13 protein-coding genes and 5 tRNA genes are annotated in these 15,304 nt (G+C 43.9%); 4 read left to right on the top strand and 14 right to left on the bottom strand.

Annotated features, from left to right (window positions below):
* Positions 1–10: 10 nt before the first annotated feature.
* Positions 11–1,483, bottom strand: a complete 1,473-nt coding sequence (locus G475_RS0104710) for a spore germination protein (protein ID WP_026700296.1) — start codon at positions 1,481–1,483, stop codon at positions 11–13.
* A gap of 65 nt (positions 1,484–1,548) precedes the next feature.
* On the opposite strand from G475_RS0104710, the gene G475_RS0104715 reads away from it, so the two are divergent.
* Positions 1,549–2,409, top strand: a complete 861-nt coding sequence (locus tag G475_RS0104715) for a hypothetical protein (protein WP_026700297.1) — start codon at positions 1,549–1,551, stop codon at positions 2,407–2,409.
* Here G475_RS0104715 and G475_RS0104720 read toward each other — a convergent pair.
* The 4 genes from G475_RS0104720 to rpmG form a co-directional block, all read right to left on the bottom strand.
* Entirely contained in the window at positions 2,406–3,959 is a 1,554-nt protein-coding gene (locus G475_RS0104720) for a rhomboid family protein (protein ID WP_026700298.1), read from the bottom strand. The genes G475_RS0104715 and G475_RS0104720 overlap by 4 nt on opposite strands.
* 3 nt (positions 3,960–3,962) lie before the next feature.
* On the bottom strand, positions 3,963–4,712 hold the full coding sequence (locus G475_RS0104725) for an HAD family hydrolase (protein WP_026700299.1): 750 nt from the start codon (positions 4,710–4,712) through the stop codon (positions 3,963–3,965).
* A gap of 371 nt (positions 4,713–5,083) precedes the next feature.
* A complete protein-coding gene (locus G475_RS0104730) occupies positions 5,084–5,641 on the bottom strand; it encodes a 5-formyltetrahydrofolate cyclo-ligase (protein WP_051302171.1) in 558 nt (185 codons plus the stop codon).
* 116 nt (positions 5,642–5,757) lie between these two features.
* On the bottom strand, positions 5,758–5,907 hold the full coding sequence (rpmG, locus tag G475_RS0104735) for a 50S ribosomal protein L33 (RefSeq protein WP_026700301.1): 150 nt from the start codon (positions 5,905–5,907) through the stop codon (positions 5,758–5,760).
* A 175-nt stretch (positions 5,908–6,082) separates the two neighbouring features.
* Between rpmG and G475_RS24245 the strand changes: the two genes are divergently transcribed.
* Together G475_RS24245 and G475_RS0104745 are read left to right on the top strand one after the other, a co-directional pair.
* Positions 6,083–6,424: a hypothetical protein gene (locus tag G475_RS24245; protein ID WP_035710339.1), complete on the top strand. Its 342-nt coding sequence runs from the start codon at positions 6,083–6,085 to the stop codon at positions 6,422–6,424.
* Positions 6,425–6,440: 16 nt separating this feature from the next.
* The gene (locus tag G475_RS0104745; protein ID WP_026700302.1) at positions 6,441–6,920 is read left to right on the top strand and encodes an endolytic transglycosylase MltG; all 480 of its coding nucleotides are present in this window, start codon (positions 6,441–6,443) and stop codon (positions 6,918–6,920) included.
* Positions 6,921–7,449: 529 nt separating this feature from the next.
* Here G475_RS0104745 and G475_RS0104750 read toward each other — a convergent pair.
* The 9 genes from G475_RS0104750 to G475_RS0104790 all read right to left on the bottom strand — a co-directional run bounded on the left by G475_RS0104750 (position 7,450) and on the right by G475_RS0104790 (position 14,284).
* A complete protein-coding gene (locus tag G475_RS0104750) occupies positions 7,450–9,465 on the bottom strand; it encodes a peptidoglycan D,D-transpeptidase FtsI family protein (RefSeq protein ID WP_407636189.1) in 2,016 nt (671 codons plus the stop codon).
* An 83-nt stretch (positions 9,466–9,548) separates the two neighbouring features.
* A complete protein-coding gene (locus tag G475_RS0104755; RefSeq protein ID WP_026700304.1) occupies positions 9,549–10,832 on the bottom strand; it encodes an MFS transporter in 1,284 nt (427 codons plus the stop codon).
* A 140-nt stretch (positions 10,833–10,972) separates the two neighbouring features.
* Positions 10,973–11,584 (bottom strand): superoxide dismutase, encoded by a 612-nt coding sequence (locus G475_RS0104760; protein ID WP_026700305.1) that lies wholly within the window; start codon positions 11,582–11,584, stop codon positions 10,973–10,975.
* A 221-nt stretch (positions 11,585–11,805) separates the two neighbouring features.
* Positions 11,806–11,898 (bottom strand) — tRNA-Ser (locus G475_RS0104765).
* A gap of 52 nt (positions 11,899–11,950) precedes the next feature.
* Positions 11,951–12,027 (bottom strand) — tRNA-Ile (locus tag G475_RS0104770).
* Positions 12,028–12,113: 86 nt separating this feature from the next.
* Positions 12,114–12,189: transfer RNA gene (locus G475_RS0104775), tRNA-His, on the bottom strand.
* Between the two features lie 37 nt (positions 12,190–12,226).
* A tRNA-Met gene (locus G475_RS0104780) sits at positions 12,227–12,303 on the bottom strand.
* A gap of 3 nt (positions 12,304–12,306) precedes the next feature.
* Positions 12,307–12,381: transfer RNA gene (locus tag G475_RS0104785), tRNA-Asn, on the bottom strand.
* 268 nt (positions 12,382–12,649) lie between these two features.
* On the bottom strand, positions 12,650–14,284 hold the full coding sequence (locus tag G475_RS0104790; protein ID WP_026700306.1) for a Na/Pi cotransporter family protein: 1,635 nt from the start codon (positions 14,282–14,284) through the stop codon (positions 12,650–12,652).
* Positions 14,285–14,475: 191 nt separating this feature from the next.
* On the opposite strand from G475_RS0104790, the gene G475_RS0104795 reads away from it, so the two are divergent.
* Complete coding sequence (locus G475_RS0104795; protein ID WP_026700307.1) at positions 14,476–15,249, top strand: DUF1189 domain-containing protein; 774 nt, start codon at positions 14,476–14,478, stop codon at positions 15,247–15,249.
* The last annotated feature ends 55 nt before the right edge of the window (positions 15,250–15,304 follow it).

Genomic DNA, 15,304 nt, shown 5'->3' on the forward strand with positions numbered 1-15,304 from the left:
CAGGAAAATGTCATGACTGGGTGGGAGCCTTATCCGGATCCCCCACATCGAGAGCTTCCGGTCTATCTTTTTTCAATGGAATTGGTTTTCTTTTAAAGATATCCCCCATGTTCGACAGGGAAAAAGGAAGAAGCGGCCACAGGTAGGGAACCCCCGCAGGTTTTAATGCAGTTAATATAAGCATCCAAATCGTTATCGCCAGAATAAACCCCGGCACCCCGCCAATCGCAGCAGCAAGAAGAAAAATAAAACGCCAGATTCGATTAGCAAGGCTCAATTCATAGCTCGGGGTGGCATAAGAGCCAATGGCTGCCACCGCCAGATACAGAACCACTTCGTAGGAGAAGAGACCAACTTCAATCGCTATTTCCCCAATCAATATGGCAGCAATGATCCCCAAAGCTGTTGCTAAAGCTGATGGGGTGTGAATGGCAGCCATCCGAAGCATTTCAATTCCAATTTCTGCAATAATAAATTGAGCCAAAAGCGGCACCTTCCCTGACTCTTCCACCCCAATGTAACTTAAATAGTCCGGTGGCGTCAGCGATTCGGCAGCAAACAAAAACCATAACGGCAGTAAAAATAAGGAGACAAATACGGAAACAAAGCGGACCACCCTATGCATCGTACCTACCACTGGTTTCTGCCGGTATTCCTCTGCATGCTGCAGATGGTGCCAGAAGGTACAAGGTACGATAATGGCAGTCGGCGAGCCATCCACATAAATCAGCACATGCCCTTCCAGCAGATGGACGGCAGCGGTATCCGGCCGTTCTGTATAACGGACCAGCGGATAAGGATTGAGGTACTGTCCAAACAAATATTCTTCGATTGTTTTATCTGCCATTGGCAGTCCATCAATAACGACCTGATTTAATCCATCTTTTATCCGCTCTACTATATCTTCATTGGCGATGTCTGCTATATAGCTGATGCATACATCGGTCAACGAACGCCGGCCCACTCTTGAATATTCCATGCGCAGGTTTCTGTCACGGATCCGACGCCTGGTTAAAGCCATATTAAAAATAATCGTTTCCACAAATCCATCTTTTGCCCCGCGCACTACTTGCTCTGTCTGCGGCTCCTCCAGGGACCGGACAGGATATTCACGCGTATCAATAAGGATGACTTCATTCTGGCCGTCCACGACAAGGGCGGCGGGGCCGGATAACACTTGATTGACAACCTCATTGAGATCATCGCTTGTATCCAGTTCAACATATGGAATACGGGATGTAATCAAGGACTGTATGACTTCTATCCGCTGCTTTGAAGGTTTCAGATGATCCAATTCACGCTGAATTTGAGTCATCGCGTCATCTTTCACAAACCCGTCTACCATATACAACACCATTTCCAGGCCGTTGTATTCCAATTCAAGCTCAATAATATCAAAATTTTTATCAACAGCAAGTTCTGAAGACAGGTAAGCCTTGTTCTCTTCAATATCTCCGGAGACTGGCACAGTATGCTTATCCATTTCCGTTCACCTCTGTTTACCAGTTTTTCCGGTATATTAAAAATCATTCAAAGGAGTCAAAAATCATGAATTTCGTGCATGAGGAAATCCAACCTGCAGATAATAGTAAAAAACAGGCAGGGATAAACATGATGAAATTCTTTATTCCATGGATCATGGTATGTTTTCTAATGGCTCCTGTCCCGGAAACATATGCCGCTCCATTGCAAAAAGAAGAAAAAGAGCTGGTTTTTGAATCACCGGAACGTCTTTTTTCTATGGCTGATAGTACGATTGATATTCTTCATATCGCAGACGAGGATGAATATCAGCTGGAATGGGAAGGCAGACTCGAGACGCATGAGCCATGTGAAACCCTTCAGGTGAAAACTCTGTTATTTGAGGATGGTTATGTGAAAGAAAGCTCAACAGCATGGGCAGAGCAGCGAAGTCAGCTGGCTTCGGTAAAACAGACAGCCTCCGAAGATACAAGCCGATATGATGTCATCAGTTATTTTGCCGTGAAAGATGCCCCTGTCTTTTCCTTTGATTGGGACGAGGCGGAGCTTTATGTGCTTGATACCCCAATGACAGACCTCCACTCCTTTAAAGAAGCGAAGTCCCGGGAAGAACAGAAAGCAAAACAAATGATTGATACCATCATCCGGCAGCAGCAGAGCCATATTAAAAGAATAATAAGGGATAAAAAGGATCTATCTGAAGAAACCAAGCTTTTTCCTTTAAATGACCGAAAGCAGTGGAAAGCCATCATGGCTTCTTCTATATTATCCCCCTCTGTCCTGGAAGACGTCTGGCTCGACATTTTTCATAAGCTGGTGGAAGAAACAGATAAACACAACACCACAGAAAAAAAAGGCATGCCATTTGTCGGCTGGGATCAGCACCATAAAAAACTTACTTTATATATTCATTATGGAAAGGCTTAACCTTTTCTATCTGCGATTTCTGATTCGATTTGCTCCACATCGACGTTTTCATCCTGTTCTTCAATATTTAATGCTTTCGCTTCTTCAATCGCCTGCTTTGCTTTTTCCCATTTTTCCAGGTTCAAATAGGCAATGGATAGATTGTAATGGGCCTGAGCCAATTCAGGGTTAAGGGAGACAGCTTTTTCATAGTTACCCGCGGCCTGCCGGTATTGATTTTCTTCCAGATACGTATTCCCCAGAACGAAATAAGCAGAAGGGTTATCAACTGAGTCTAACATTTTATGAAGGATACGGCGTGCTTCTTCGATATTATCCCGTTGTATATACTCCTGAGCAAGCTGGACGTTAATCATAGAAGCATCAGTTTTATCTTCATTTATTTGCCCGGCCCAATAAAGACCTGAGGCTAAAACCGGGATTAGAACAATCGCCGGAAACTGAGTGATCTTTGCTCCATGGCCGGGGAGATGAACCAGGCTGGATGCTAAAAAGCCGCCGGCCAATCCGCCGATGTGGGCACCGTTATCAACGGCCGGTACAGCAAATCCAAAGGCTAAATTAATGCCAAGAATAACCAGCACGTTAAGCCCCATCGTCCGAAAAAAAAGCTTGCGATGGATTATCCCAAAATATAAAAGAGCCCCAAAACATCCAAAAATAGCACCGGAAGCACCTGCAGAAACTTGTTCGTTAAAAGCAAAACTGGCCAGGGACCCAAACAGACCAGCAGTAAAATAAATAATAATAAAACGAAACATACCGTACATTCTCTCCACAGCCCCACCAATATAAAACAAGGCAAGAGAGTTCATAATCAAATGAAAAAAACCGATATGCAGAAACATAGACGTAACTAAACGCCACCATTCCCCATCCAAAATAGCTGGATTATATTTTGCCCCATATTCAATGAGGGTTACAATATTCGTGCTCTCCCCGTTTTGCTCCAACCACAAGAAAATTAAAAATATCGCAGCCAGTATCGGATAAATGGCCCGGGGACGACTGAACATCAGCAGGGAGCGATCCTGTTTCTCCAGAGCCTGCTGTTTATGCTGCACTTCTTTCCGATAGTGCCGGGCCTCGTTTTCATGCTCTTCGTCGGTTCCGTCCATGAGTGGATTCCACTTTGTTTCAGCTCCGACATCTCTTAATATTGTTTCAGCTGAATCGGCAATTTCACCAGATGGATCACGGGAAAGAAAATAAAGATGAATACGATTCTCTTGCTGTAAATGCTCCCCTAATGGGGTGCGGAGATCAACGGGGGGATAAGATGACACATATATATTATAAAATTGCAAGTTCCGCCCCAGAATCATCTTTTTTACACGGCGGAAAGAATCCTTGGCTTGTTCCACATCCTTTTCGAGCTGATTCATCCAGTCGTATTCTATTTTAGCTATGCGGACTGCAGCTTTACGTCCCTGTTTCTCCATTTCCATCCATATCTGCTTTTTGTCCGGACTTATATCAAGTATCCTCGCATTTTCTTTTATCACAAGATGATGGATTAATTTCCAATATCGATGCAGTGGCTCCAACATATTTCATCCTTTCAGATGGAGGGATTCCAGCAGAAAATCGGATGTTTCCTGAAAAGAATAACATTCAGCTGCGGGCGTTTCACTCGATGTTTTATGTTCTTTTCGTGTATTTAAAAACACGGCCTCCCACCCGGCGTGAATCGCTCCCTTCACATCTAAATCCCAGGAATCGCCAATGAATAAAGCATATTTTCTTTCTCCATTTATTTTATGGAGAGCCTGATCAAATATTTCCTTATTTGGTTTCTCTACTCCGGCTTCTTCCGAAACGATAAGATGCGACAGTGGAATATATTTCTCCACGTCCAGCTGTTTCAGTTTTTCTGTCTGCGTTTCTTTTTTTCCATTCGTAATAATTCCTAAACGAATTCCCGCCTGCCGCAGGCAGGAAAGGAGGTGGTGCAGCCCGTTAAAGGGGAGGCTGAACCTGGCAACGACAGCTTCGTATTGGTCATGGAACTGTTTTGCATCTCCCTCCTGAAAAGGAAGTCCGAATGCTTTCATGGTTTCGTCAAAGCGGATTTTACGATACTCTTCCCGGGTCAACTTGTTGTTTTCAAAATCATCCCAATAGTAATCGCAATTGGTTTTAAAAGTCTGAAACCAATCCTTTACATCCACGTCAGGAATTTTCCCCTTATTCCTCCTGTTTTTGTACAAAGACTGAAATGTATACTGAATCGCCCGTTCAAATGCTTCTTCATGACTAAATAAGGTATTATCCAAATCAAAACAAACTGTATTCCAGCGCATGATGTTCCCTCCATTCCCCTCATTATAGCAACGCTGACTTCATATATCGAATCATTCGGGGCGGGAAGAGATGAAAAAAGGATGCCTGGCCTGAAATCAAATCAGACGGCATCCTTTGTCCTTCATGAGTGGAGAAACGGCCGCAGTAGATAATGCCGGACAGCTGGGATTCTCATTGCTGCCGTGATGGCTACTCGTCGAATAGCAGGATTATGCCAAAAGAAGTGAAAAATTGGACGTCGATAGTACCCAATAATAAAGGCTGACAGAATCAACCATACGATTATCTTCCCATTTTTAAACATAATTGCCCCTCTTTTTTCTTATAGGCTTTGCAGAATATTTTCTGTTTATGCTTTAAAAGGAAAGATCTATATTATCTTATTTTCAGTAAACAGAAAATCCAAAGGGATATCATGTTTTTCTCTGGGGAGCCGTTCAAACAGCTGAAACTCACAAAGGACGGCGCAGGCAGGAACAGCTATATTTTTTAAAAACCGGTCATAGTATCCTCCGCCGAATCCAATTCGATATTTCTCTTTGTCAAAGGCCATTCCCGGAACAATAATTAAATCAAACATATCCGGCGGAATAAAGGAAGAGAAAGCGGGATCTGGCTCGAAAATTCCGGCAAAATCCTCTTTTGTCTCCTGAAAAGAAGTTATTTGATAAAAGTCAAGCGTATAGGAAAATGGATCGGCCTTGGGGACAGCTATACATTTGCCCTCCTGCCACCCCTTTTCAATCATTGGGCGGGTGTTTACTTCATTTTTCGTTGCCATCGTTAATGCAATCGTCGAAGCATTCTGCCATAAAGAGGAGGCAAAAAGCTGATCGCAAATCTTTGCCCCTTTTTGCTCCATGTCCTGTTCTGTTAGACGCTGAAACGTGTTTCTGATATGTAAACGAATCTCCCTTTTTTCCTTCAATCCAACTTCTCTCCCTGCCTGAATTTTACTCTGTGCCTACCTTACCATATTGCCTTTAGAATCATGAACAAGGAGTGGTGTATAAAAAAAAGCAGGGAGTTCTACTCTCCTGCTTTTTATTTCGTCTCGCGGTGCAGTGTGTGTTTGTTCAAACGCGGACTGAATTTCATTAGTTCAATACGTTCCGGGTTCTTGCGTTTATTTTTGGACGTAATGTAGTTACGATCTCCTGATTCCGTGCAGGCCAGGGTTACTTGTACACGCATGGTTCTCCCTCCTCAACTTCTGCTTCATTCATACTTTACAATAATAGCAAATATACGGCGAGCTATCAAGCACCAACAAAAGAAAAAAGGAGATTAAAGGGAATCCATTCTCCTTTCTTTCTTAAGCATGTATAATATGAATGAATCATCCGTATTAGAAAGGAGGAACGCAAAAATGGAGTGGCTGATTCTTGTATTTATACTAATCAGTATCCTGCTGTTTGGTCTTTCTTTTTTCGCAAAGGATAAACAAAAAGAGATGAAGGAAGAATTAGATCACCTTTCCCTTCAAGTCATGGGAGATCTTTATCAGGTGAAAAAGCGGCTCCGGGTCGTGGAAGAAGAAATGCTGACGGTTTCAGACCCACCCACTTCCAGTACCCGTCCTCAGGCGAATGATGAACTGGTCAAGGAAGCATATCAATTATTTCAGCAGAACAATAGTATCGAAGAGACAGCAGAAACGATGGAATTAAAAAAGGATGAAGTGAAGTATCTGCTGGCCCAGTTAAACTGAATAAGGAGAGAAGGGAATGAATCGAAAAAGCATCCAGATTTTTGCATTCGGATGGTTCGCAGCCGCCTGCTGCCTGGCAGCTGTGTATTTTATATGGCAGCCGCAATCCTCTGATCGTGCAAAAGAAGATTTCGAAGAGACCCCGGTCCCGCAGGAGAACAGCATGGAGGAAAAGGAAATGATAGCCTCCTTAGAAAGTTCCGGCTATACGGTGTTAAGCGCTGATGAATTAGCCGAACTGCAGGAAGAAAAGGATTCTCGTACAGAGGAGCAGAAGCCCCCGGAAACAAAAGTAAAAACGATTTTACATATTGAAGAAGGTATGGCCAGCGGTGACGTGGCGTCCCACCTTCAAAGCCTTGAAATCATAGAAAGTGCTGACTCCTTTCAGGAGCAGTTACAGGAAAGCGGAGCAGCCACCTCTATTCAATCCGGAGAATACGAACTGAACAGCACCATGACCCCCGCTGAAATTATTGATCTTATATCTTCATAAAAAGAGACCGGGACAAAGGATAGGATCCGGCCGAAAACCCGAACAAAACAATGACGATGGGATCGCTGCACCCGCTCACTGCGCTTTCCAGGTCACTTGGTAAAGAAGATCGCATTGCCAAGTGAATCTTCAGTTCGTCTTCGTCCCATAGGAGTCTCCGTGGCCGGTCTCGGCTGAATAGAGAGGGAGATTGGGCCAAACGAAAGAAAATTGGTAAAACGGACATCTTAGGGTTTATATAACAAAAACGTCCATTCAGCGGAGTTAAAATAGGTCGACTCCTGCGGGAAAAGCACGTGTCTCGAGACCCCGCAGGAAGGGATTTTCCCCGAGGGCCCGCAGGATGCGGGTCAGATCGGCGTCGGCACAGGATGTGCCGTTCTTAGCCGATCCTCCTTTATTCGAGCCGTCCCCGCGGAAAGCGACCCATTTTGACGAAGCAAAACAAAAACAAACAAAAAACCGAACGATTTATGGATTAATCGTTCGGAAATTTTTATCTTATAATGGTATTGTCCCAAACTCTTTACTATTCTTCTTTCCCGGGTTCAATGTCTTTTGGATTTTCTTTTAAATCAAAGTAGGAATCAAGCGCTCTTCTTGCGATAGTATTCGCAATACCGCCACGCCCGTCTGCGTACACACCAGGGACGATCACGGCTACGGTTACTTCCGGATTATCGTAAGGCGCATATCCAATAAACGCCTGGTTGTTTCCGTCTACCAATGTATCGGTAGCTTCCCGGCGCACTCTTATTTCTGCGGTCCCTGTTTTACCAGCAGCTTCATAATCGATCCCTTGAAAATATCCTGAAGCTGTACCGTTATTTGAATGGACGACGCCCCGCATTGCTTCCTGTACCATATCAATATATTGATTGTCGATGTCCAGTTTGTTCAGCACATGCGGTTCCAACTGCTGCTTCACGGAGCCTAACTGGTTTTTGTTCGGGTTGGGATGGCGGATTTCCTTGACCAGCTGCGGCTGCATCCGGTAGCCGTCATTGGCTATAGTAGAAACGTACTGCCCCAGCTGCAACGGGGTGTACGTGTCAAACTGGCCGAAACTTAGAAACAGTAAACTACCCGGCAGGCCGCTTCCCCCGTCAATCCCGGTTGATTCCGAAGGCAGATCAACCCCGGTAGTTGTTCCCAATCCGAATTGTTCATAGTAATATCGAAACGTATCATACGCCTGCCTGTACGTAGTACTTGCCCAACCCTGAGAGACCCCGGGCTGATATCCTGCCATGTTCATCGCCACATAAGACATGTAAATGTTGGAAGATTGTACAATAGCAGAATGGTAATTGACCGGCCCCATCGAATACACAGAGCTGATGGTTGGAGTCGAGGGGAGTTCTAAGGGCCGGTCGACGATTGTCGTGTACCGGTCCACCGCGCCCGTCTGCAGACCAAGCATAACGGTTGCCGGTTTTACCGTTGAACCCATTTCATACGACCTGGAAGTAACTCCAAGCTGGTCCTGATAACCGGAAGCAGCCAGTACTTCTCCGGTGTTCGGCTCCATCATAACGACATAGGCATTCTGATCGTTAATAAAGCTCCCCGTAGAGGCCTCGATTTCCTCCTGTACAATCGCATCCACTTCCTGCTGAAGCGCCATATCAATCGAAAGAACAAGGTCGTTGCCCCGTCTTGCTTTAGATTGTTCCCCGCCGGAGGTGTCCTCTTCTGATATGGTCCCTTTTTTTCCACGCAGGTCATCTTCATACTGCTGTTCCAAAAAGCTGGTTCCAACTTCATCGGAACGGGCATACCCTTTGGCCAGATAATGATTCAGTCTCTCCCGCGGAATCGAGCCAATATTTCCGAAGTAATCTGGAAAAGCATCATCGTATAAATACTGGCGGTTGGCATCACGGAGAATATCCACCCCGGGTAGGTCATCGAGCCGTTCACTGATACTGTGCGCTTCGTCCTGCGTCAAATCTTTTTTAATTCGATATGCAGAATCATAATAGCCGCTCACCATCTCCCCCCAAATGTAAACCTTCTCCAGCTCGCCGTCCAGCTCTGCCAGATGTTCCTCTGTTATCCGTTCCAGCTGCAGCTTATATAAATCCTGTTCTTCTTCGGTATTTTCAATTTCTTCCTTCGTAATAAGGCCTTCCGCTTCGTTGGGATGAGAAGCAATCCAGTAGTCCTTTTTCGTCCTTTCATCAAGTTTATCATCCAGGGTTTCCTCTTCTTCCGTCTCTATTGTGATTAATCCGCTTAGTCTTTCAGCTATCTCCAGTCGTTCTTCATCAGAAACCGATTGCTTATTTGTATATGTAAGGGACAGCGCCAGATCATTATCTACCAGCAGTTCGCCATTGCGGTCATACATTAATCCCCTTGGAGCATCGATCCGCGAAGTCTGCTCCGAGGATTCCTCCAGATCCCTTTCAAACTCGTCCCCCTGTACAATCTGGATATAACCCAGTCTTAATATCAATAGCGAAAAAAGTATAAATACAGCAAAAAATAACAAATTTAAGCGAAAAGGGATATGATTTTTTCCTGTTTTTGTTTTTGACACCTGCATTCCTCTCCCTTTCTTGGTTCTCGCTCCCGCTCTTCATTTTAGCACACTTCCCCCTGTCAAAAAAGAAAAAGGAGGGCTCATGTCACTGAGTCCCCTCCTCCATTTTCCGGCATTCCGCTGTTGATTTTCTTTTTGTTCACAAGAAACGCCGTGTTAATATTTTTTATAAAGAAAGCTGCGGCAAAATGGCCTGAACCACAAAGAACCATTAAAACAGGAATGATAAATTGGTCTTCAAAAAAGGCAATACCAACTAAAAGAAGAAAAATGGAAAAAATTCTTCCTCCATTAACAAACCATTCTTTCGTTATTAAATACTCAATCCGCAGGGCTCCTGCATCAGCTGCTTTGCCCAGGACATCATACGTTAATGAAACATATGGAACCAGCATGAGAGGATAAGCCGCAGAGATAACGATGCCATAGAAAAGCAAACGGGAATACGTCGGGGCAAATACAATCAAAAAAACGGATGCCAGTAATAAAGTACTTCCTATAAAAATAGCCCTCTTCCGGTAAGACGGCTTGAGCAGCCGGCCCACCATAAAATAGCCGGCAAAAGAGACGGCAGATGTAACAAAACCATAAGTGCCCAGCGCTAATTCACTGTTTGTTGCCATGTAGACCCACAAAATGATAATAAACACGAAGATTCCTTCGCGCAGTCCCTGCATAAAATGAGCATAAAGGATTTTACGCCAATCTGCATTTTTCTTGATTTCTGCCACGGTTTGTTTGACGTATAACGGCCCTTTGGCATGCCGGTGCTTCATTTTTAAACTTAACAAAACAGCGAGCATAAATAAGAAAAATGAGATAAAAAAAATGATCTGGTACCCTCTTGCTTCCGGCATCCAAGTAATAATCAAACCCGCGCTTAACGGACCAACCATCCCGGCGAAGGAAGTCAGCAGGCCCGAAAAACCATTAAAGAAATCTCTCGTGTCCGGTTCTGTAATTTCGAAGGTGAGTACATTGTACCCGAGCCAGTAGAATCCGAACCCCATACCAAGAAGCGCTCCCAGCAGAAGCAGGAATTTTTCCGCTGATTCTCCTGTGAAAAGCACAGCTAAATAAAACGCCGTTAAAATAAAAACGCCGGCCCGCAAGGTATAAATTCGATCCGCTTTTTTAGCAATGTAGCCGGCAGCTAAAAACGACAAGGGCTGCATGACAACAGAAGCCAGCTGATACAGGGCAATATCCCGGACCTCTCCGGACTGTTTCCACAAATAAATATTGACAAAGGTGTTTGACAATGCTACTGATACAGCGTAGAGACCGCCAATAACGAGCAGCATTAACAAATTTTTAGTAATTGGAACATTTCCCAATAAAAATTTCGTGACAGATCGTAACATGTCCCCACCGCCCTTGCTTTTATTGTGCCGCATAACCATAAAAGCTATTCAATAAAAAGCAATGGGGAGAAAGCGTTGCCCGCTCTTATGAATTTCTATAACTAAAAAAATCACTGCCCGGAAGGCAGTGATTTTTCCTCTTATTTTGCTTCTTTATAACGTTTCGCCACTTCGTCCCAATTCACAAGGTTCCAGAAAGCATCGACATAATCAGGACGGCGGTTTTGATACTTCAGATAATACGCATGCTCCCATACGTCAACGCCAAGAATAGGTGTTTTGCCTTCCATAATAGGGGAATCCTGATTTAATGTATCCTGAATTTCCAGTTCCCCATTATTTACAACAAGCCATGCCCAACCGGAACCGAACCGGCCGAGTGCTGTGTTTTTGAATTCCTCTTTAAATTTGTCAAAGCTTCCCCACTTGCTGTTAATTGCATCTGCGAGGTCACCGCTTGGTTCTCCGCCGCCGTTTGGACTGAGAATCTGCCAGAAAAGCGAATGGTTGGAATGGCCGCCGCCGTTATTTCTAACAGCCGTGCGGATGCTGTCCGGAATGGAATTAAGATCGCTGATCAACTCGTTGACATCCTTGTCGGCCAGGTCGTCATGACCTTCCAGTGCAGCATTCAGCTTAGTTACATAGGTATTGTGGTGTTTCCCATGATGAATTTTCATTGTTTCTTCATCAATGTGAGGTTCAAGAGCGTTAAATCCGTACGGTAGTTCTGGTAGTTGATGATTAGCCATAAATGAACTCCTCCTTGTAAAGTATATGTTTTGTGTTGATTCGTGCTGCTCTTCTTCTCTAACCTGGAAACGCTCAGATCAACGATGCTCGCCATCGGTGTGTCTGACATTTTTAACGTTACCAAATTCTTTTTCTGTTTTCAACAAAAACGAATGGTGCTCTCCTTGAACACCATTCGTACTATACCACGCAGTTATGTATATTAAACATTATTTTAAAATGGCGGAGGAAGAGGGATTCGAACCCTCGCGAGCCGTGAAGCTCCTAACGGTTTTCGAGACCGTCCCCTTCAGCCGGACTTGGGTATTCCTCCAGGAAAAAATAAAGAAAAAAGCACGGTCTCTCATGCTTTTATTTAAATCAGATGGTGGACCCTGTAGGACTCGAACCTACGACCAAACGGTTATGAGCCGTTTGCTCTGACCAACTGAGCTAAGGGTCCATGTTAAGTTATTTTAAATTTAGTTATAATTTCTGTCCTGAGATAACTATGCTAAAAAGTTCGTTACACTTCGTGGTTAAAATATATGGGGCGGTTGATGGGAATCGAACCCACGAATGCCGGAGCCACAATCCGGTGCGTTAACCACTTCGCCACAACCGCCATATGCAGCGTACACAAGCATTCTTTCTTTTTTATTTGGTAGCGGCGGAGGGAATCGAACCCCCGACCTCACGGGTATGAACCGTACGCTCTAGCCAGCTGAGCTACACCGCCTCATGGCTCCACAGGCAGGATTCGAACCTGCGACCGATCGGTTAACAGCCGATAGCTCTACCACTGAGCTACTGTGGAATATGTTTGCGTCATTTTCAACGACAATAATGATATTACCATGCTTCATAGACCGAGTCAAGGTTAAATTCCAACCAATTTCATTTCCTTTAAACAGGAGGGGCTATATAAAAAAGGTACAGCCCCTTACCTGTGATAAAGAAAATGGAACCGAGGCAGACGACTCCGGGCCGACAGGATGCTGGTCATGCAGCCTCAGCATGTAACGCACTTTTGATACAGCTCCCTGTTCAGGGTATTTATCAGAAGGTCCAGTCCATACCTAACCTTATTCTTCCTGCTCATCCAATACAGCTTCTGCAATATTGACAGAATGATCTCCTACTCTTTCCAGATTACTTAGTATGTCGACAAAAATAATACCAGCCGACCCTGAACACTTTCCTTCATTCAACCGAAGAATATGCTTTTTCCTAAGCTTACGTTCCATCTTATCGATTTCTTCTTCCTGCTTCACTACTTCCCTTGCCTCGTCAATATCATCATTTTCCAGCGTTACAATCGCGTTTTTTAATGTATTGATCGTCAGGTTAAACATTTCCTCTAAATCCGTATAAGCTTCCTCGGATAACGTTACTTTATTGGTGACTTGATAATCGACTAGTTCTACGAGGTTCTCCATGTGATCTCCGACCCGTTCGATATCACGTACTGTATCCATTAGAAGCGAGTGCATTCTGGAGTTTTCATCAGACAAAGAACGCTCCGACACCAGCACCAGATAATTTGTAATATTTTTGTCGAGATTATTAATGGCTTCTTCAAACTGCACCGTTAATTCTGAATGGCGCTTATGCGTTGTTTTCAAATAATGAAGGGATTCCGTTAATCCTTTCTCGGCGAATTCAGCCATACGCAATGTTTCGGACTTAGCCTGTCCAAGTGCGATACCGGGAGACCTTTGAATAAAGGTGGTATCCAGATGCTGCGCTTTGTATTCGATTTCCGTGTCCTTCCCGGGTATCAATTTCGTTACGATTAACGCTAACAGCCCTACAAATGGCAGCTGCAGCAGGGTATTAGAGATATTGAATATACCGTGCGCAAAAGCTACCGTCATTCGTTCATTTAAACTTAACCATTGCTGCATGTTTTCAATAAAGGACGTATACGGGACGAGCAGTATTAATATAATGGTTGTCCCAATTAAATTAAAAATTACGTGCGTCAGCGCTGCTCGTTTGGCAGCAACAGAAGCTCCTATTGCGGCCAGAACCGCTGTTATCGTAGTTCCTATGTTATCACCGAATAATACCGGCATGACTGCATCGAGGACAAGCGTTCCCTGCTGGTAAAGCTCCTGCAGCAGACCAATCGAAGCAGACGAACTTTGCACGGCAACTGTGAAGGTAATGCCGATTATTACGCCAAGAATGGGGTTGTTACTCATACTCACCGTTAAATTCTCAAAGGACTGCAGACTCTCCAGCGGGGCTACGCCGTCCCCCATTAATTTCAAGCCATAAAAAATACCGCCGAACCCAAACAATATCTGGCCTATATTGTTGATCTTTTTGTTTTTAAGGAAAAAAATCATAACCGTGCCGATAAACATAATAGGGAGCGCATACGCTTCAATATCCAATCCTATAATAAATGCGGTAGCCGTTGTACCAATATTTGCCCCCATAATGACCCCGATCGCTTGATGCAGAGTCATGAATCCTGCGTTGACCAGCCCAACCGTTAATACAGTGGTACCAGAGCTGGTTTGAATTAGAATGGTAACAATAATTCCTGCAAGCACACCCATGATAGGATTGCTTGTAAACTTGTCCAATATTTCCCTCAAACGATCTCCAGCCGCTTTTTGTAATCCATCCCCCATAAACTTGATACCGAACAAAAAGATTCCGAGACCACCTAGAAATGTGAAAATAATTGTTTGAAGATCAAGTTCCAATCCCGTTCATCCCTTCAAGTATTGTAGATTTAATCCCCTTTATCGACAAACCTCTTGCATTCTACTTTAAATTTATTTAAATGTCATTTATTTTTTGTAAAGATTTTATTAAGATTTGTAAAGATATCTGTAATATTTCTTTTTCCTACATACAGGATACGGTAAAATGAGACGGGTGAAAGGAGTTATTCATGAATACGATTCAAACGTTTATTAAATGCCTTCATTCCCCGACATACATTGGTCGATTTCGTTTTAAAAGTATCGGTAAAACGATTGGGTATGTCTTTTTACTTATGTTTCTTGCGAGTATTCCTGCTGGTGTATTTTTAACAAATACCGTATTCAGCGGGGTCAGCCAGCTGGAATCAGCTCTAAGCCATGAAGAGCTGCCGCAGTTTTCGATTTCAAACGGCCGCCTCAGCTCCGAAATGGACGAACCTTTCCGTAAAATGGAAGATGCCCAAGGTAATATTATCATTTTTGATCCTTCCGGGAGAACCACTGCAGACGAGCTCGAACTGGGAGAAAATGTGACAGCCTTCCTCGAGGAGCGATTTGTTTTAGAGATGAACGGAGACCGCCAGACCTTTCGATATGAACAGGCCGGGAATTTTCATATCGAAAAAGAAGACCTGCTTTCTTATATGGAATCCGTGGATGGGCTTCTTCTTCTTTTTATTCCCGTCATCCTTGTCTGCATGTATTTATTGACTACTGCATTAAAATTTATCGGTATTTTTTCTCTGTCCGTATTTGGATTATTAATAAGAAAGGCTTCCCCTATTCCTTTATCTTACCGCCAAATCTGGATCATATGTGCCTACACTGTCACCCTGCCAACATTAATTATGACCATTTTTAACGCTTTTCCGTTTCAACTGCCCTATTCTTTTACGGTGTACTGGCTGATCGCCTTTGTTTGGCTGTATGTAGTCTTCAAAATTCCAAGAAAAAGCAGATAACAGGGAACCCTTTAAGTCATTCAAAAGCAAGATGCTTTTAAAGACCCGGCCCCCT

This window comes from Salibacterium aidingense DSM 18341 (assembly GCF_000429685.1).
In the GTDB taxonomy this organism is placed as follows: Bacteria; Bacillota; Bacilli; order Bacillales; family Marinococcaceae; genus Salibacterium; species Salibacterium aidingense.

Excerpts from the sequence above, each read along its gene's own strand:
- G475_RS0104725 (WP_026700299.1), bottom strand. The coding sequence starts at position 4,712 with ATGCGCTGGAATACAGTTTGTTTTGATTTGGATAATACCTTATTTAGT.
- G475_RS24245 (WP_035710339.1), top strand. The coding sequence starts at position 6,083 with ATGGAGTGGCTGATTCTTGTATTTATACTAATCAGTATCCTGCTGTTT.
- G475_RS0104795 (WP_026700307.1), top strand. The coding sequence starts at position 14,476 with ATGAATACGATTCAAACGTTTATTAAATGCCTTCATTCCCCGACATAC.
- G475_RS0104720 (WP_026700298.1), bottom strand. The coding sequence starts at position 3,959 with ATGTTGGAGCCACTGCATCGATATTGGAAATTAATCCATCATCTTGTG.
- G475_RS0104760 (WP_026700305.1), bottom strand. The coding sequence starts at position 11,584 with ATGGCTAATCATCAACTACCAGAACTACCGTACGGATTTAACGCTCTT.
- rpmG (WP_026700301.1), bottom strand. The coding sequence starts at position 5,907 with ATGCGTGTACAAGTAACCCTGGCCTGCACGGAATCAGGAGATCGTAAC.
- G475_RS0104755 (WP_026700304.1), bottom strand. The coding sequence starts at position 10,832 with ATGTTACGATCTGTCACGAAATTTTTATTGGGAAATGTTCCAATTACT.
- G475_RS0104745 (WP_026700302.1), top strand. The coding sequence starts at position 6,441 with ATGAATCGAAAAAGCATCCAGATTTTTGCATTCGGATGGTTCGCAGCC.
- G475_RS0104710 (WP_026700296.1), bottom strand. The coding sequence starts at position 1,483 with ATGGATAAGCATACTGTGCCAGTCTCCGGAGATATTGAAGAGAACAAG.
- G475_RS0104715 (WP_026700297.1), top strand. The coding sequence starts at position 1,549 with ATGAATTTCGTGCATGAGGAAATCCAACCTGCAGATAATAGTAAAAAA.